We start from the raw sequence: 16,826 nt of genomic DNA, 5'->3' as shown, positions 1-16,826 counted from the left end.
CGATGACGATTCATCCAAATCTCATCGCGCTTTAGAAGAAGAATCGTGCGATTCTGCTAGGCCGAAGGCGGCGGCTGCGCTATGCCGGAACTCTGCGTGAGGAGACCGGGCGTGGCGACGGGGAAAGGCGGGGGTGACGAGGCTGACAGCGCGCCCCGGCGCGGCCGGCCAAGGTCGATCGAGACCAGCAACGCCATTCTCGAAAGTGCCTATGCGCTGATGGCCTCCACCGGCCTTGCCGCCACCACCATCGACGCGGTCGCGCGGCACTCCGGGGTCTCCAAGATGACGATCTACAAATGGTGGCCGTCCCGCGAGGCGCTTTTGATCGACGCCTTTCTTCACCACGCCGCGCAGATGCTGCCCCTGCCCCCGGCAAGCTCCGGCAGCCCCGCGGCGCGCGCGCGCCGCCATGCGGCCGCTTATGCCGAGGCACTCCAGGGCGAGTTCGGCAGGGTCCAGCTCGCTGTCATCTCCGAATGCATCTCCAAGACCGGCTCGGCGGAGCTGTTCTACGCGCGCTATCTGCAATTCCGCCGCGACCTGCTGGTCGAGATGATCGCCGCGGGCCAGAAGGATGGCAGCATTCTGGCCGAAGGGCTTCCTGAGGATCTCTACGACGCGATCTATGGCAGCCTGTTCTATCGCTATGTCTTCGGCATCGCGCCGGTCACGCCGGCTTACGCACGTAACCTCGTCAACCTCGTGTTGCGGCCGAAGGGTTAGCTGCGCACAGGCCTGACCGGCGCCGAGATCTTGTCGGTGCGGTCGCGCTCGGTCATGTCGACCACCGTCTCCATCGGCGCGGTCAATTCGTAGACGTAGGAAACGTCCGTGAAGAAGCGCTTGGCGGTGCCCCCTAACGCCTCGGGCGCGACGCGGTCGAGCAGGATCAGGCCGAAATCGGAGTCGGGCCGGCGCGTCGCCTCGCTGGTGTTGAACTCCTCCCAGCGGAAACGGAACACCTCGTCGCCCTCCTCGCCTGTCACCGTCCAGGTGGCGGTGATGTGAGGATGCTTTCCAACCAGCGACAGACCCTCGTCGGAATGCGAGGCAAGCTCGAAGAACAGCAGCGAGAGGCTCTGCGCCGCGCGTGCGCTGACCGCGATATCAGGACCGGTGACGGCGATGCGGTCGGCATGCGGGATGGCGCGCGCCTCGAACAGGCCCTTCAGCTTGACACCCTGCCACTGGCTCTCGCTGAGCAGCGAGACCACGTTGGACATGGCGTGGATGCGTCCGATCAAGAGCTCGCGCGCGATGTCGATGTCCGAGCCATGGCGCAAGGTGCGCGTCACGATCGACTGGATCACCGCGAGGATGTTCTTGACGCGATGGTTGAGCTCGTCGATGACGGCGGTCAGCCGGCGCTCGAAGCCGATTCTGACCTGGATCTCCCGGCTGAGCCGCAGATTGTTGTAGGCCACATAACCGAACAGGCCGCACACCATTGCCGTGATCGCAAATCCGATCGCCGCCACGATGATCGCGGTCTGCTCGGCGCGGCGCATCGAGTTGGTCTTCGCGTAATAGCCGAGCTGCCAATCACGGCCGCCGAAGCTTACCGTGCGCGTCGCCGAGGGCGCCGGTCCGTCCGCCATCATGCGTGTCGAGACCACACCCTGATCGTTGGCTATCAGTTCGCCGCCTTCCTTGCGCGGATCCCTAAGCGCGACCGCGAACAACGACATGTCATCATTGGTCAGCATCAGCGAGGCGAGCTCGTAGGAAAACGTGACGAACCCGGCCGGCTCCATCGCTCCCTCGGGAATGACGGGCGCAGCCACGATGATGCCGATCGCGCCGTTCCCGCCGACCAACGGCACCGGATCGGAGGCAACCGACTTCTTCTCGGCGCGCGCGCGCGTCAGCATCGCGCTGCGAACCGGATCCTGATCGTAGCTGCGGCCGGGCAGCGTTTTGGTCTCGTTGCTGCGTGGCTCGAGGTCCATCAGCACGTCGATCGGCTGGGTGATTTCGGCCGTATTGATCGGCTTGTCGTCATAGGAGCGAAGCTGCGGATTTGGGAAGCCGGCGCCGGCAATGGCGGTCTGCGCGGCCGCAAGCTCGTTCGGCTTCAGCCGGGCGATCCAGCCGGCCACCACGAAATCGGTCTTGAAGGCGTAGATCGCCGAGCGCAGCGGCTCCAGCATGTTCGGCTTGATCACGGATGGCGCGCGGAACAGGCCTGAGGCGACACGCGCGAGCAGCTCCCGCTCGGTGAGGCGGTCCTGAACCAGACTCGCATGAACGTCGATCGCGCGCGCGAGCGCGATCCGATCCAGCGCCAGCTCCTGGTCGTGGACGCGGTAGGCCGCAAGCCCGGAGAGCAAGGCTCCCAGCAGAGCGATGAAGCCGATGATGAAGCCCAGCCTGACCACGCGACTACTCAGGCGAAAGCAGGAGGTCGGCAATAAACATGGAGCATATGAACGCCGCCCGAACGGCCATCTGCCGAAACAGGGTGAACCCCAGTGCCGGAGATAATGGAGGAGGAGGCATCGGTACGCAACTTGGGTCGCCCGAGAAGCTTAATCCGCCCGGCCGATGGTCTGGACGGGATGAATTCGCCCCCGCGCGCCGGAGGTAGTTAATCGCCGTGTCCGAAATTTGTTCCGCGGTTACGGCGTTGCCCCGGGCGTTAACGGCGAAAAACGCCTGCGCCAAGTGGTCGCGTCCGGTCAGCCCTGTCGTTTCAGGCCGCCTTTGGTCTCGATGAAGCCGACGATCCGGTCGAGGCCCTCGCTTTTCTTGAGGTTGGTCATCACGAAAGGACGCTCGCCGCGCATGCGCCTGGCGTCCGTCTCCATCTTCTCCAGCGAGGCGCCGACATGGGGCGCGAGGTCGGTCTTGTTGATGACCAGGAGGTCGGACCGGGTGATGCCGGGGCCGCCCTTGGATGGGATCTTGTCGCCGGCGGCGACGTCGATGACGTAGATCGTGAGGTCGGCCAGCTCCGGAGAAAAAGTGGCAGCGAGGTTGTCGCCGCCGGACTCGATCAGAACGAGATCGAGCCCCGGAAATTTCGCGCGCATGTCCGCGACCGCAGCGAGATTCATCGAGGCATCCTCGCGGATCGCAGTGTGGGGACAGCCGCCGGTCTCGACGCCGGCGATACGGTCCGGCGTCAGCGATCCCGAACGCACCAGGAACTCCGCATCCCATTTGGTGTAGATGTCGTTGGTGATCGCGGCAATGTCATAGCGCTCGCGCATGGTCTTGCAGAGCAGGTCCATCAGCGCGGTCTTGCCCGATCCGACCGGGCCGCCGACGCCGACACGCAAGGGGCCGTGAGATTTCGACATGTAACTCGCTCTCTCTTAATGGGTTAAAGGCCGCACAGGTCACGACCGAAACAGCCGCGTATATTGCGTCTCGTGCCGCAAGCTGGCGAGATCGGCGCGGAAGGTGGCACTGCCGAGATCGTCCAATGTCGCATTCAGCGCACGATTGGCGGTCGCGGCGACGGCGGCTTCCAGCCTCACCAGAACGCGCTGGCTATCGGTCTGGCCGAGCGGAATGAGCCGGCTGGCCGCGGAAATCCAGTTCGAGACCAGCGCATGCAGGAAGGCGTGCAGCGTCGGTGCCAGCGGAACGGCGTGCCTCGCCGCAACAACACCGACGGCGACCGGATAGACCAGCGGCGTGCTGCATGCCGCGATCGTGGCATCCAGCCCGTCGGCATCCCACGCGGCGCGGACGATATCGATGAAGGCGCGGCCCTGCGAGGTCGTCTCCAGCTGCCGCTCGCGCGACGGCACGAAGGCGGCGGCGAGCTCGGCGATCTCGTTCAAAGCCGTCGTCTCGTCCGCTTCCGTGCTGCGATAGGCGTGGACCAGAAACGTCGCGTCACAAAAGCCGGAGCCGTCGCCGAGCATCGCATCGAGCCAATCCGCCAGCGTCGTCACGTCGGTGATGTCGCCCGCCTCGATCGCCCATTCGAGGCCGCTGGAATAGGAAAAACCACCGACCGGGAAGGCCGGCGACAGCCAGGTCATCACCCGGTACAGCGCCGCCGCCTCACCCTGGGCGAGGTCACCGACGCCGACCGGCTCATTTGTGGTCATGAGCATGGTTGTGGCCGTGGTGATGGTCGGGATGGTCGCAATGCTCGTCGTGGTGATGGTGGTGCTCGTGGCTATGGTCATGCGCGGCATGATCATGATGGTGGTGACCATGGCCGTGATGATCATGGTGATCGTGATGGCCGTGACCGTGGTGCGCATGATCGTCGTGCCCATGGCCGGCATCGGCGTAGGCGCCGCCTTCGGGATCGAACGGCGCCTCGATCTCGGTCACGCGCGCACCGAGGCCCTTCACCATGGCCTCGATGACATGGTCGCGACGGACGCGCAGGGCCTTGGCCATGATCTGCGTCGGCAAATGACGGTTGCCGAGATGCCAGCCGACGCGGATGAGGTGATGCGGATCGCGGCCGCGGATCTCCAGCAGCGGCTCCGGCGCCGCCACCACCTCGATCAGTCTTCCGTCCTCCAGCACCAGCGCATCGCCGCCGCGCAGCGCGACGGCGTGCTCCAGATCGAGCAGGAATTCGAGCCCCCGCGTGCCCGTCATCGCCATGCGGCGGCGGTGCCGATCGTCGAAATCGAGCACGACCGTGTCCGCCGGCGCTTCCGTGAAGCGGTGCTGTCCCTTGACCTGCGTCGCCCGGATCATGCGTCTTACCTCTTTACCGTGTCTCGACCTTCTCGGGCGTGATCACCTCGATCTTCGGCGGCGCCGTGAAGCACTTCACCGCGACGCGACCGAAGGTCTTCATGTGCTCCATGGTCCGATGCGGCACGAGCGCCTCGGCATTCTCCCACTGCTCGACGAATACCATCTTGCTGGGATCGGTGACGCTCTCATGCAGATCATAGGCGATGTTGCCGGGCTCTTTCCGCGTTTCCTTGATGCAGGCGGTGGCGGCTGCAATGAATTCGGCGCGCGTCTCGGGCTTGATGGTCAGGGTGGCGACGACGTAGATCACGAGAAATCCTCCCGGCTTTTCTTCTAGAGGTTACGATACCGGGCGGGACATTAGACCAGGCGGGACCGAACGCAAAACGGCAAAAGCCGTCCCCGGACACGCACTCCGAATATACTCGCGGGACATGCGTCGAGGCGCTATTTCAGTACATGAAATATCGCTGCGCCATCGGCAGCACCTCGGCGGGCGCGCAGGTCAACAGCTCGCCATCGGCACGGACCTCGTAGGTCTCCGGATCGACCTCGATATCGGGCGTGGCGTCGTTGTGGATCATGCTCTTCTTGGAGATCTTGCCGCGGGTGTTCTGGACCGCATAGAGCTTCTTCTCGATCCCGAGCTTTCGCGCCAGGCCGCCGGTGACAGCCGCCTTCGAGGTGAAGACGACGGAGGACGCGGTCCTCGCCTTGCCGAAGGCGCCGAACATCGGCTGATAGTGCACCGGTTGCGGCGTCGGGATCGAGGCGTTGGGATCCCCCATGGGCGCAGCCACGATGGTGCCGCCCTTGACGATGCAGTCCGGCTTGACGCCGAAGAAGGCCGGCGACCACAGCACGAGATCGGCGAGCTTGCCCTTCTCGACCGAGCCGATCAGCTTCGACACGCCATGCGCGATCGCGGGGTTGATCGTGTACTTGGCGATGTAGCGCTTGACGCGGAAATTGTCGTTGTCCTTGCCCTTGTCCTGCGGCAGCGAGCCACGCTGCTTCTTCATCTTGTCCGCGGTCTGCCAGGTCCGGATGATGACCTCGCCGAGGCGGCCCATGGCCTGGGAATCCGAGGACATCATCGAGAGCGCGCCGAGGTCGTGCAGGATGTCTTCGGCGGCGATGGTCTCCTTGCGGATACGGCTTTCGGCGAAGGCCAGATCTTCCGCGATCGAGGGATCGAGATGGTGGCACACCATCAGCATGTCCAGATGCTCGTCGATGGTGTTGCGCGTGAACGGCCGCGTCGGGTTGGTCGAGGACGGCAGCACGTTCTTCAAGCCGGCCACCTTGATGATATCGGGGGCGTGGCCGCCGCCGGCGCCCTCGGTATGGAAGGCGTGGATGGTGCGGCCCTTGAACGCCTTGATCGTGTCCTCGACGAAGCCGGATTCGTTCAGCGTGTCGGTGTGGATCATCACCTGGATATCGTGATCGTCGGCCACCGACAGGCAATTGTCGATCGCGGCCGGCGCCGTACCCCAATCCTCGTGCAGCTTCAGCGCGCAGGCGCCGGCCTTGATCATCTCGACCAGCGCCGCGGGCCGCGAGGCATTGCCCTTGCCGGAGATGCCGAGATTGACCGGGAAGGCATCGAACGACTGGATCATCCGCGCGATGTGCCAGGGGCCGGGCGTGCAGGTGGTGGCGAAGGTGCCGTGCGACGGGCCGGTGCCGCCGCCCAGCATCGAGGTGACGCCACTCATCAGCGCGTGCTCGATCTGCTGCGGGCAGATGAAATGGATGTGGCTGTCGAAGCCGCCGGCCGTGAGGATCTTTCCTTCGCCCGCGATCACATCCGTGCCCGGACCAATGATGATGGTGACGCCGGGCTGGATGTCGGGATTGCCGGCCTTGCCGATTGCCGAGATCATGCCGTCCTTGATGGCGACGTCGGCTTTCACGATGCCCCAGTGATCGACGATCAGCGCATTGGTGATGACGGTGTCGGCCGCGCCCTGCTTGTTGGTGACCTGCGACTGCCCCATGCCGTCGCGGATCACCTTGCCGCCGCCGAACTTCACCTCCTCGCCGTAGGTGGTGAAATCCTTCTCGACCTCGATGATGAGGTCGGTGTCGGCGAGGCGCACCTTGTCGCCGGTGGTCGGGCCGAACATGTCGGCATAGACGGATCGCTTCATCTTGACGGACATCACAAGCCCCGTTTGCGTTTGAATGTCTGGTGGGTCACAGCAGCGCCCTCGCTGCTTTCACGGCATCGTCGAACTTCGTGTCGAGCCACGCATTGCCGCCACGGCAGCCGGCGACGACCTGCGTGGCCCACGCGACGTAATCGGCGAGATCGTCGCGTTCCTCGGCACTCGGGTCGGTTTGAATGCGCGCCTCTGTGTTGCTGATCTTGTCCGCGATCTTGATCAGCTTGGCGCCAGGGGACTTGTTCGGCGCTTCGAGCACCTGAAGGCGCCGCCGCTCGGCCTTCGGCAAACCCATGTCGTCGGTGCATTCAACGACGAGTGAAGCGACACGCTCCGAAAATATCTGCGCGAGCTCCTCGCGCGTGGTGTCGGTGTCCTCGATCGTATCATGCAGCCAGCCGGCTGCGACCAACTCGGCGTCGGCGCCCTCGGTCGCGGTGGCGAGCAGGTTCGCGACCTCGGCGAGATGGTTGATGTAAGGATCGTTGCCGCGCCCTTTTCGCGCCATGCCGTTATGGCGGCGTGCGGCAAGCTCGGCAGCTTCCGAGACGAGACAAACGGGTGACAGCATGGCAAGGACCTCCATTTCGGTCTCAACCGTGCCGCGCCGCGCTCGTTCCTGTGGAGGTCACAGCTTCCCCATGACGTCGCCGCGGAAGCCGTAGATCGTCTTCTTCCCCGCCATGGCGACGAGTTGCACTTCGCGGGTCTGGCCGGGCTCGAAGCGGACGGCGGTGCCGGCGGCGATGTCGAGGCGCATGCCGCGGGACTTCTTGCGATCGAATTTCAGGGCCGGGTTGGTCTCGAAGAAGTGGTAGTGCGAGCCGACCTGGATCGGCCGGTCGCCAGTGTTGGCGACCGTCAGCGTCACGGTCTTGCGGCCGGCATTGAGCTCGATCTCGCCGTCCTGGATGAAGAGTTCGCCCGGAATCATTCTATCCTCCTCGTCATTCCGGGGCTCGCGAAGCGAGAACACGGAATCTCGAAACCAAAACCTCTGGATTCCGGTTCGCCCTGCGGGCGCCCCGGAATGGTGAATTCTAGTTACCTGATCGGCTCGTGCACGGTGACGAGTTTGGTGCCGTCCGGAAAGGTCGCCTCGACCTGGATGTCATGGATCATCTCGGGGATGCCCGGCATCACCTGGTCGCGGGTCAGGACCTGCGCGCCGGATTGCATCAGTTCGGCGACGGTGCGGCCGTCGCGGGCGCCTTCGAGGATGAAATCGGAGATGATCGCAACCGCTTCGGGATGGTTGAGCTTGACGCCGCGGTCCAGCCTGCGGCGCGCCACGATCGCCGCCATCGAGATCAGAAGCTTGTCCTTTTCGCGGGGAGACAGGTTCATGCGAAATCTCTTCCGTTCAACACGTCAATTCAGCCAATCATCAGTTCAGCCAGAGCCGTGGCAGGGCCGCGCCGGTGCGCGCCAGCGCGGCCATCATCTCGGCGCGCAAGCGCGCCGCATCTTGGGCACAGAAGCGCGCCATTGCAAAGCCATTCCATGCCGAGATTCCGACCTCGCCGGAGCAAGACTCCGACGCTTCCCGAATGCGTTCGACCAAGGCCTCGTCACCGGGCACGATCAGGGCCGTGCCAATCGCCGCGCCGCCTCTGGCGACCGCGGATCGCGCGAGCTTTGCGCCGATATCGCCATCGAGCCGGACGGTTTCTGCGAGCACCAGCTTGCCGGCGCGGCGCATCCGCCAGCGGTCCACAAATTCGCCCTGCTCCATCCGCTCGCCCATGGCGGTACGGCCGAATACGACAATCTCGCAAAGCAGAAGCGAGGCAGTCTCGTCGAGCGCGATGTCGAAGCGGCGTTGCACGCGGGCGCGGTCGAACAGAATCGTCTCCTGCGGTAGCCAGGACAAATGCGCGCCTGCGCCGGCCTTGAGCGAGATATTGAGCTGCGCCGCGGGCCCCGGCGCGCGATAGACCTTCTCCGCCGCCGCCGTCGTCAGCGTCAATCGCGCGCGATCCGCCGCCGATATCTCGATGTCGAAGCGATCACCGCCGGCGACTCCGCCGGCGGTGTTGACGAACACGCCGGACAGGCCCTGATCTTCCGGGGAGGGAAAGCGGACACGGAGCGAACCGGATTCATGCAAGGTGCCGCGTCGCGTCACGCCGTCACGTGCGTGCACGTCGAACCGCACCGCGCCGCGGGCGCGATTCGCCTCGAAAACCCCTGACGTGGTTGAAACGTCGCTGCGCATCTGCCTCCCCAGCCGGTCGCGACAGATTGGCTTACAGCGCCATCTGGCGGCTGATCTCGCTCGCGTCGAGATTGGAGCGGTCGCAGGTGAACTTCACCGCGCCGCGATCCATCACGGCAAAACTGTCGCCGAGTTCGCAGGCAAAGTCGAGATATTGTTCGACCAGCACAATGGCGATGTTGCCGAGGTTGCGCAGGTACGAGATGGCGCGGCCGATGTCCTTGATGATCGAGGGTTGGATGCCTTCGGTCGGCTCGTCGAGCAAAAGCAGCTTCGGCCGCATCACCAGCGCGCGGCCGATCGCGAGCTGCTGCTGCTGGCCGCCGGAGAGGTCGCCGCCGCGCCGGCCGAGCATGGATTGCAGCACCGGAAACAGCGAAAACACGTCGTCCGGGATGTGCTTGTCCTCGCGCTTGAGCGGGCCGAAGCCGGTCTTGAGGTTCTCCTCGACCGTCAGCAGCGGAAAGATCTCGCGGCCCTGCGGCACGAAGCCGATACCCTTGCGCGCCCGCTCGTAGGGCTTCAAGCCCGTGATATCATTGCCGTCGAGCACGATCGCGCCCGAGGAGATCGGATATTGCCCGACCATGGCGCGGAGCAGCGAAGTCTTGCCGACGCCGTTGCGCCCGAGCACGCAAGTCACCTTGCCCGGCGCGGCCGAAATCGAGACACCGCGCAGCGCCTGCGCCGCGCCGTAGAACAGGTTGATGTCCTTGACCTCAAGCATGGCTCAGCGTCCCAGATAGACTTCGATGACCCGCTCGTTGGCCGAGACCTGGTCGATGGTACCTTCCGCGAGCACCGTGCCTTCGTGCAGGCAGGTGACCTTGACCCCGAGCTCGCGCACGAAGGTCATGTCGTGCTCGACGACCATCACGGTGTGGGTCTTGTTGATCTCCTTCAGCAGCTCGGCGGTGAGATGCGTCTCGACGTCGGTCATCCCCGCGACGGGTTCATCGACCAGCAGGAGTTTTGGGTCCTGCGCCAGCAGCATGCCGATCTCGAGCCACTGCTTCTGGCCGTGGCTGAGGCTGCCGGCCAGGCGGTTGCGGGCGTCGGTGAGGCGGATCGTCTCCAGCACCTTGTCGATCCGCTCGGATTCCGCCTTGCTGCCGCGCCAGAACAGCGTGCCGCGGACGGAGTGATCGACATTGAGCGCCAGCAGCAGATTGTCCTGCACTGTCTGACTCTCGAACACGGTCGGCTTCTGGAATTTGCGGCCGATGCCGAGCTCGGCGATGCGGGTCTCGTCGAGGCGCGTCAGGTCGGTGACGCCGTCGAACAGCACGGTGCCCTCGTCGGGTTTGGTCTTGCCGGTGATGATGTCCATCATCGTGGTCTTGCCGGCGCCGTTCGGGCCGATGATGGCGCGCATCTCGCCGGGCTCGAGCGTCAGCGACAGATTGTTGATGGCATGGAAGCCGTCGAAGGAGACGTGCACGCCGTCCAGGTAAAGCATTGCGGAGGTCGCGCGGGTATCCATGACGTTCATTGCGCCTACTCCGCCATCTTGGGTTCGACGCCATTTTCGGCCGCGGCGCTCGCAATGGCTGCAGCGGTGCTTTTTTCCCTGGTCGAGGCCCACCAGGCGTTGAAGGTGCCGACGATGCCTTTCGGCAGCAGCAGCGTCACCAGGATGAACAGCGCGCCCAGCATGAACAGCCAGTATGGCGCGAGCACGCCCGAGGTGAAGAATGTCTTGGCGTAGTTGACGACGACGGCGCCGAGCGCGGCGCCGACCAGCGTGCCGCGGCCGCCGACCGCGACCCAGATCACCGCCTCGATCGAATTCCCCGGCGCGAACTCCGAGGGGTTGATGATGCCGACCTGCGGCACGTAGAGCGCACCGGCGACGCCGGCCATGCAGGCCGATACCGTGAACACGAACAGCTTGTAGGATTCGACGCGGTAGCCGAGGAAGCGCGTGCGCGATTCCGCATCGCGCACCGCGATCAGCACCTTGCCGAGCTTGGACGAGACGATGGCGCGGCAGATCAGGAAGCCGATGATCAGCGCCAGGCAGCTCAGCGCAAACAGCGCGGCACGCGTGCCCTCCGCCTGCACGTTGAAGCCCAAAATGTCCTTGAAGTCGGTCAGGCCGTTGTTGCCGCCGAAGCCGAAATCGTTGCGGAAGAAGGCGAGCAGCAGCGCATAGGTCATCGCCTGCGTGATGATCGAGAGATACACCCCGGTGACGCGGGAGCGGAAGGCGAGCCAGCCGAAGCAGAAGGCGAGCAGGCCGGGCACGACCAGCACCATCAGCGCTGCGAACCAGAACATGTCGAAGCCATACCAGTACCAGGGCAGCTTCTGCCAGTTCAGGAACACCATGAAGTCGGGCAAGATCGGGTTGCCGTAAACGCCGCGGGTGCCGATCTGCCGCATCAGGTACATGCCCATGGCGTAACCACCGAGCGCGAAAAAGGCGCCGTGGCCGAGCGAGAGGATGCCGCAATAGCCCCAGATCAAGTCGATCGCGAGCGCCAGGATCGCGTAGCAGACATATTTGCCCCAGAGCGCGACGAGATAGGTCGGCACCTGCAGGAACGAGCCCGCGGGCAGCAGCAGGTTGGAGAGCGGGATGAGGATGCCGCAGGCCGCGACGATCGCGAGGAAGATCGTCGCGCCGCGGTCCAGCGATCGCGTCAGCATGTGAGGGGTCATGCTTCCACCGCACGGCCCTTGAGCGCGAACAGGCCGCGCGGCCGCTTTTGAATGAACAGGATGATGAGAACCAGAATCGCGATCTTGCCGAGCACGGCGCCGGCGACCGGCTCCAGGAATTTGTTGGCGATGCCGAGCGTGAAGGCGCCCACGAGGGTCCCCCATAGATTACCGACGCCGCCGAACACCACGACCATAAAGCTGTCGATGATGTAGCTCTGGCCGAGATTGGGGCTGACATTGTCGATCTGCGACAGCGCCACGCCGGCGATGCCGGCAATGCCCGAGCCGAGGCCGAAGGTGAGCGCGTCGACGCGCGAGGTGGCGATGCCCATCGAAGCCGCCATGCGGCGGTTCTGCGTCACCGCGCGCATTTCGAGGCCGAGCGCGGTGTAGCGCAGCATCGCGAGCAGGATCGCGAACACGGCGAGCGTGAAGAGAAGGATCCAGAGCCGGTTATAGGTAATGGTGATCTGGCCGAGCTCGAACGCACCGCTCATCCAGGACGGATTGCCGACCTCGCGGTTGGTCGGACCGAACATGGTGCGCACCGCCTGCTGCAGCACCAGCGACAGGCCCCAGGTCGCGAGCAGCGTCTCCAGCGGCCGGCCGTAGAGGAAGCGGATGATGCTGCGCTCGATCAGCACGCCGATCGCGCCCGCGACGAGGAAGGCGAGCGGCACGGCGATCAGCAGCGAATAGTCGAACAGGCCTGGATAACGGCTGCGGATCACCTCCTGCACCACGAAGGTGGTGTAGGCCCCTAGCATCACCATTTCGCCGTGGGCCATGTTGATGACGCCCATCACGCCGAAGGTGATGGCGAGCCCGATCGCGGCGAGCAGCAGCACCGAGCCGAGCGAGAGCCCGTACCAGGCATTCTGCACCATGGACCAGACCGCGAGCGAGTTCTGGATCGAACCGATCGCGCTCGTGGCGGCCTTGGTGACCGACGCCGGCTGGTCGCCCATGCCGGTAAGCAGCGCCAGCGCCTCCTGGTCGCCGCGCGCCTTGAGGGTTGCCACCGCCTCGAGCTTCTCGACCTCGGTCGCATCGGACTTGAACAGCAGGATCGCCGCGCGGGCCTCACCGAGCGCGGCCTTGACGGATCGGTTGGTTTCCTTGGCGAGCGCGGCATCGACCGCCTCAAGCGCGGTCTCTTCATGCGACTTGAAGACGGATTGCGCAGCCTGCAGGCGCGTCCCGACGTCCGGCGACTGCAGCGTCAGGCTACCGAGCGCGGCATCGACGCTGCGGCGCAGGCGGTTGTTGAGGCGAACCGCGCTCGCGCTGTCGGGAACGCTGGCAACGGTCTCGCCGGTCGCGGCATCGATCGACTTGCCGTCGGTGCCGGTGACGTAAACCTTCTTGCTGTCAGGATCCGCCATGAGGCGGCCGTCCTGGAGCGCGCTGATGATCGGGAAGGCCAGCTTGTTGCCGCTGCCCGCGACCACACCGATCGCCTCTTCCGTGTCGGAAAAATCGTCATTGGCGAATTTGGCGACTGCATCCTCGAACGGACCGGCGAAGGCCGGCAGCGCGAACGCGATCAGCAACAACGAGAGTGCAAGCGAGCAGAGACGGGCAGACAGATGGGCTGGCACTGTGAATGACCCCGGCAGAAATGAGTGGAGAAGGCGGCCGGATCGCCGCCCTCTCCGGTCGTGCAATGGAGCGTCAGGTCGGGATCAGGAACCCGAGCCGAGGCACTTGTTGGTCTTGGTGTTGAAGTTGCCGCACTTCTTGCCGACCCAGTCGCCGATCAGGTCCTTGGAGCCCTCGAGCTCCTTCGACCAGGCGTCGCCCGCGACGAGGCCGGGGGTCTTCCAGACCACGTCGAACTGGCCGTTGGCCTTGATCTCACCGATGAACACCGGCTTGGTGATGTGGTGGTTCGGCAGCATCTTCGACACGCCACCGGTCAGGTTCGGCGCCTCGATGCCGGGAAGCGCATCGATCACCTTGTCCGGATCGGTCGACTTCACCTTCTCGACCGCCTTCACCCACATGTTGAAGCCGATCACGTGCGCTTCCATCGGATCGTTGGTCACGCGCTTCGGATTCTTGGTGTAGGCCTGCCAGTCCTTGATGAACTTCTCGTTCGATCCGTCCTTGGTCTTGATCGACTCGAAGTAGTTCCAGGCAGCGAGATGGCCGACCAGCGGCTTGGTGTCGATGCCGGCGAGCTCTTCCTCACCCACCGAGAACGCGACGACCGGGATATCCTTCGCCTTGATACCCTGGTTGCCGAGCTCCTTGTAGAAGGGAACGTTGGCGTCGCCGTTGATGGTCGAGACCACTGCGGTCTTCTTGCCGGCCGAGCCGAACTTCTTGATGTCGGCCACGATCGTCTGCCAATCGGAATGACCGAACGGCGTGTAGTTGATCATGATGTCTTCCTGGGCGACACCCTTGGACTTCAGATAGGCTTCCAGGATCTTGTTGGTGGTGCGCGGATAGACGTAGTCGGTGCCCGCGAGCACCCAGCGCTTCACCTTCTCTTCCTTCATCAGGTAGTCGACGGCGGGGATCGCCTGCTGGTTCGGCGCGGCACCCGTGTAGAACACGTTGCGCTCGCTCTCCTCGCCCTCGTACTGCACGGGGTAGAACAGGATGTTGTTGAGCTCCTTGAACACCGGCAGCACCGACTTGCGCGACACCGAGGTCCAGCAGCCGAATACGACCGAGACCTTGTCCTTGGTGATCAGCTCGCGCGCCTTTTCGGCGAACAGCGGCCAGTTCGACGCGGGGTCGACGACGACGGCCTCCAGCTTCTTGCCGAGCACGCCGCCCTTCTTGTTCTGCTCGTCGATCAGGAAGAGGATGGTGTCCTTCAGCGTGGTTTCGCTGATCGCCATGGTGCCGGACAGGGAGTGGAGTACACCGACCTTGATGGTGCCGTCCGCGGCCTTCGCGCCAGTCAATGAAGCCAGACCAAGCACCAGTCCGGCCGTCGCGGCGAGCACGCCGCGGCGGCAAAATGACGCCGCGATATCGTGGGTGGATTTGCTAAACATGAGTGTCTCATCTCCCTGACGCAGACGTGAAAACGCTGCGAAACGGCCCCATGGCCGCCTGCGATTAACGGAATCGCAAGAACCATGCCATGGACTGAGCACCCATCAACTCATTGACTCTACTTATAAAATCGCCAGAAATCCAAGTTTCGCCGCAGTCATTCCGCCTAAACTACAGGCAATTTAAATGTATGCGAAAGCGGCATGCAGGCTATTTTCTGAGCAAATTACCAAATCTGGCTAAATTTCCGGCATCACTATTTCTGCGCCGCAACCGCTGTTTGAGACCGAGTTGCCTTGAAAGCGCCTCCTCGATGTTCCATATAAGCGGCGGAGACCTCTTGCGAATCAATGGGTCGTAGCGAGCCGCGTGTTCTTAAGCCCCTCCGGGCCTCTGGCTTGCCCCATATCACCCAAGCCATCCGACACCCCAAACACGCAGGTGTCTTCTCGACACCCTTTTGCGCGCGCCGCGCTGAATGCGCCGGGCGTCCGCTTTTGACATGGAAAGAACCCCTCTTTTGACTTCCTTTCAGGACTTCGGCCTGGCCGATCCCATTTCCCGTGCCCTCCAAGAAGAAAACTACGTCACCCCGACCCCGATCCAGGCCCAGACCATCCCGCTGGCGCTGACCGGCCGCGACGTCGTGGGTATCGCCCAGACCGGCACCGGCAAGACCGCGTCTTTCGCGCTGCCGATCCTGCATCGCCTGCTCGAGAACCGCATCAAGCCGCAGCCCAAGACAGCACGCGTCCTGGTGCTGTCGCCGACCCGCGAGCTGTCCGGCCAGATCCTCGACAGCTTCAATGCCTATGGCCGCCATATCCGCCTGTCTTCGACGCTCGCCATCGGCGGTGTGCCGATGGGCCGCCAGGTCCGCGCCCTGATGCCGGGCGTAGAGGTACTGGTCGCCACCCCCGGCCGCCTGCTCGACCTCGTGCATAGCAACGGCTTGAGGCTTTCGAGCGTTGAATTCCTCGTACTCGACGAGGCCGACCGCATGCTCGACATGGGTTTCATCAACGACATCCGCAAAATCGTCGCCAAGCTGCCGATCAAGCGGCAGACGCTGTTCTTCTCGGCCACCATGCCCAAGGATATCGCCGAGCTCGCGGACTCCATGCTGCGGGACCCCGCCCGTGTCGCGGTGACCCCAGTGTCTTCGACCGCCGAGCGGATCAACCAGCGTATCCTGCAGGTGGACTTCTCGGCCAAGCCCGCCTTCCTGACCAAGCTGCTGCAAGACGAAACGATCAACCGCGCTCTGGTCTTCACCCGCACCAAGCACGGTGCCGACAAGGTGGTGAAGACGCTGGCCAAGGCCGGCATCGCTGCCAACGCCATCCATGGCAACAAATCGCAGAATCACCGCGAGCGCACGCTCGCCCAGTTCCGCTCGGGCGAGATCCGCACCCTGGTTGCCACCGACATCGCCGCCCGCGGCATCGACGTCGACGGCATCAGCCACGTCATCAATTTCGACCTGCCCAACGTGCCGGAAACTTACGTCCACCGCATCGGCCGCACCGCGCGTGCCGGCGCCGACGGCACCGCGATCTCCCTGGTCGCCGGCGGCGAGGAACTCAGCTATCTCCGCGACATCGAGCGGCTGATCCGCGTGGCCCTGCCGCAGGAGGACCATCGCACCGACGCCGGCCGTCGCGATGCCGGCCCCGCCCCGTCGCAGCAACGACAGGGCCGGCCAGGCGGCCGTCCCGGCCAGCGCCCAAAAGGCGCACGGCATGGCGACGGGCGGCGTGGCGACGAACGGCATGCCGATGGGCGCCACCATAGTGCCGGCAAGCAAGGCGACGGCAGGCACGGTGAAGGCCGGCACGCCGAGGCAAGGCATGCTGACGGACGGCCCGGCAGCCGCCCGAATGCGTCCAAGGGTTCTCGCCGCCGCCGGTCCGGTGGTAAGATGCACTCATCGCCTGTCGACCGTCCGGAACAGCGTTCCGCGCATAGCGCCGGGACGCCTGATGGGATACAAGGCGTTGCCTTTTTGCGCCGCGAGAGTCGGCCAAACAGCCAACCGAACCGCAAACCCTATTCGCACTAGCCGTCCACGACCT

General features: G+C 64.3%; 17 protein-coding genes. 2 read left to right on the top strand and 15 right to left on the bottom strand.

Features of this window, described 5'->3' with window-relative positions; genetic code table 11:
* Positions 1–81: 81 nt before the first annotated feature.
* Positions 82–726 (top strand): TetR/AcrR family transcriptional regulator, encoded by a 645-nt coding sequence (locus tag P6U28_RS36265; RefSeq protein WP_407120715.1) that lies wholly within the window; start codon positions 82–84, stop codon positions 724–726.
* On the opposite strand, the gene P6U28_RS36260 is transcribed toward P6U28_RS36265, so the two are convergent.
* The 15 genes from P6U28_RS36260 to urtA form a co-directional block, all read right to left on the bottom strand.
* The gene (locus P6U28_RS36260) at positions 723–2,381 is read right to left on the bottom strand and encodes an HWE histidine kinase domain-containing protein (RefSeq protein ID WP_407120714.1); all 1,659 of its coding nucleotides are present in this window, start codon (positions 2,379–2,381) and stop codon (positions 723–725) included. The two genes, P6U28_RS36265 and P6U28_RS36260, sit on opposite strands and share 4 nt — an antisense overlap.
* 300 nt (positions 2,382–2,681) lie before the next feature.
* Positions 2,682–3,305 (bottom strand): urease accessory protein UreG, encoded by a 624-nt coding sequence (ureG, locus tag P6U28_RS36255; protein WP_122405738.1) that lies wholly within the window; start codon positions 3,303–3,305, stop codon positions 2,682–2,684.
* A gap of 39 nt (positions 3,306–3,344) precedes the next feature.
* On the bottom strand, positions 3,345–4,073 hold the full coding sequence (locus P6U28_RS36250) for an urease accessory protein UreF (protein WP_407123145.1): 729 nt from the start codon (positions 4,071–4,073) through the stop codon (positions 3,345–3,347).
* Positions 4,054–4,677, bottom strand: coding sequence for an urease accessory protein UreE (locus P6U28_RS36245; protein WP_407120713.1), 624 nt, complete (start codon positions 4,675–4,677; stop codon positions 4,054–4,056). Before P6U28_RS36245 ends, P6U28_RS36250 begins: the two co-directional genes overlap by 20 nt.
* 13 nt (positions 4,678–4,690) lie before the next feature.
* The gene (locus P6U28_RS36240; protein ID WP_122405741.1) at positions 4,691–4,990 is read right to left on the bottom strand and encodes a putative quinol monooxygenase; all 300 of its coding nucleotides are present in this window, start codon (positions 4,988–4,990) and stop codon (positions 4,691–4,693) included.
* A gap of 142 nt (positions 4,991–5,132) precedes the next feature.
* On the bottom strand, positions 5,133–6,848 hold the full coding sequence (gene ureC / locus P6U28_RS36235) for an urease subunit alpha (RefSeq protein WP_407120712.1): 1,716 nt from the start codon (positions 6,846–6,848) through the stop codon (positions 5,133–5,135).
* A 34-nt stretch (positions 6,849–6,882) separates the two neighbouring features.
* Positions 6,883–7,422 carry an HD domain-containing protein gene (locus P6U28_RS36230; protein ID WP_407120711.1) on the bottom strand — a complete coding sequence of 180 codons (540 nt, stop codon included), beginning with the start codon at positions 7,420–7,422 and terminating at the stop codon, positions 6,883–6,885.
* Between the two features lie 57 nt (positions 7,423–7,479).
* Positions 7,480–7,785 (bottom strand): urease subunit beta, encoded by a 306-nt coding sequence (locus P6U28_RS36225; RefSeq protein ID WP_129145009.1) that lies wholly within the window; start codon positions 7,783–7,785, stop codon positions 7,480–7,482.
* Between the two features lie 110 nt (positions 7,786–7,895).
* A complete protein-coding gene (locus P6U28_RS36220) occupies positions 7,896–8,198 on the bottom strand; it encodes an urease subunit gamma (protein WP_027553946.1) in 303 nt (100 codons plus the stop codon).
* A gap of 40 nt (positions 8,199–8,238) precedes the next feature.
* Positions 8,239–9,069 (bottom strand): urease accessory protein UreD, encoded by an 831-nt coding sequence (locus tag P6U28_RS36215; protein WP_407120710.1) that lies wholly within the window; start codon positions 9,067–9,069, stop codon positions 8,239–8,241.
* A gap of 31 nt (positions 9,070–9,100) precedes the next feature.
* A complete protein-coding gene (urtE, locus tag P6U28_RS36210) occupies positions 9,101–9,796 on the bottom strand; it encodes an urea ABC transporter ATP-binding subunit UrtE (RefSeq protein ID WP_122405745.1) in 696 nt (231 codons plus the stop codon).
* 3 nt (positions 9,797–9,799) lie between these two features.
* Entirely contained in the window at positions 9,800–10,561 is a 762-nt protein-coding gene (gene urtD / locus P6U28_RS36205; RefSeq protein WP_129145007.1) for an urea ABC transporter ATP-binding protein UrtD, read from the bottom strand.
* Positions 10,562–10,566: 5 nt separating this feature from the next.
* Positions 10,567–11,733, bottom strand: coding sequence for an urea ABC transporter permease subunit UrtC (gene urtC, locus P6U28_RS36200; protein ID WP_122405747.1), 1,167 nt, complete (start codon positions 11,731–11,733; stop codon positions 10,567–10,569).
* Positions 11,730–13,337: an urea ABC transporter permease subunit UrtB gene (urtB, locus tag P6U28_RS36195; protein ID WP_122405748.1), complete on the bottom strand. Its 1,608-nt coding sequence runs from the start codon at positions 13,335–13,337 to the stop codon at positions 11,730–11,732. Before urtB ends, urtC begins: the two co-directional genes overlap by 4 nt.
* Before the next feature lie 84 nt (positions 13,338–13,421).
* On the bottom strand, positions 13,422–14,750 hold the full coding sequence (urtA, locus tag P6U28_RS36190) for an urea ABC transporter substrate-binding protein (RefSeq protein ID WP_122405749.1): 1,329 nt from the start codon (positions 14,748–14,750) through the stop codon (positions 13,422–13,424).
* A gap of 479 nt (positions 14,751–15,229) precedes the next feature.
* On the opposite strand from urtA, the gene P6U28_RS36185 reads away from it, so the two are divergent.
* Entirely contained in the window at positions 15,230–16,813 is a 1,584-nt protein-coding gene (locus P6U28_RS36185; RefSeq protein ID WP_407120709.1) for a DEAD/DEAH box helicase, read from the top strand.
* Positions 16,814–16,826 lie beyond the last annotated feature (13 nt).

It is taken from the genome of Bradyrhizobium sp. STM 3561, from assembly GCF_045571455.1.
In the GTDB taxonomy this organism is placed as follows: Bacteria; Pseudomonadota; Alphaproteobacteria; order Rhizobiales; family Xanthobacteraceae; genus Bradyrhizobium; species Bradyrhizobium vignae.
Note: the sequence above shows the minus strand (reverse complement) of the source record. Positions and strands in the feature narration are given on the sequence as shown.

Coding starts and splice junctions, on each gene's coding strand:
- P6U28_RS36265 (WP_407120715.1), top strand. CDS start 82: ATGCCGGAACTCTGCGTGAGGAGACCGGGCGTGGCGACGGGGAAAGGC.
- ureG (WP_122405738.1), bottom strand. CDS start 3,305: ATGTCGAAATCTCACGGCCCCTTGCGTGTCGGCGTCGGCGGCCCGGTC.
- P6U28_RS36250 (WP_407123145.1), bottom strand. CDS start 4,073: ATGCTCATGACCACAAATGAGCCGGTCGGCGTCGGTGACCTCGCCCAG.
- P6U28_RS36245 (WP_407120713.1), bottom strand. CDS start 4,677: ATGATCCGGGCGACGCAGGTCAAGGGACAGCACCGCTTCACGGAAGCG.
- ureC (WP_407120712.1), bottom strand. CDS start 6,848: ATGTCCGTCAAGATGAAGCGATCCGTCTATGCCGACATGTTCGGCCCG.
- P6U28_RS36230 (WP_407120711.1), bottom strand. CDS start 7,422: ATGCTGTCACCCGTTTGTCTCGTCTCGGAAGCTGCCGAGCTTGCCGCA.
- P6U28_RS36225 (WP_129145009.1), bottom strand. CDS start 7,785: ATGATTCCGGGCGAACTCTTCATCCAGGACGGCGAGATCGAGCTCAAT.
- P6U28_RS36220 (WP_027553946.1), bottom strand. CDS start 8,198: ATGAACCTGTCTCCCCGCGAAAAGGACAAGCTTCTGATCTCGATGGCG.
- P6U28_RS36215 (WP_407120710.1), bottom strand. CDS start 9,069: ATGCGCAGCGACGTTTCAACCACGTCAGGGGTTTTCGAGGCGAATCGC.
- urtE (WP_122405745.1), bottom strand. CDS start 9,796: ATGCTTGAGGTCAAGGACATCAACCTGTTCTACGGCGCGGCGCAGGCG.
- urtD (WP_129145007.1), bottom strand. CDS start 10,561: ATGAACGTCATGGATACCCGCGCGACCTCCGCAATGCTTTACCTGGAC.
- urtC (WP_122405747.1), bottom strand. CDS start 11,733: ATGACCCCTCACATGCTGACGCGATCGCTGGACCGCGGCGCGACGATC.
- urtA (WP_122405749.1), bottom strand. CDS start 14,750: ATGTTTAGCAAATCCACCCACGATATCGCGGCGTCATTTTGCCGCCGC.
- P6U28_RS36185 (WP_407120709.1), top strand. CDS start 15,230: ATGCGCCGGGCGTCCGCTTTTGACATGGAAAGAACCCCTCTTTTGACT.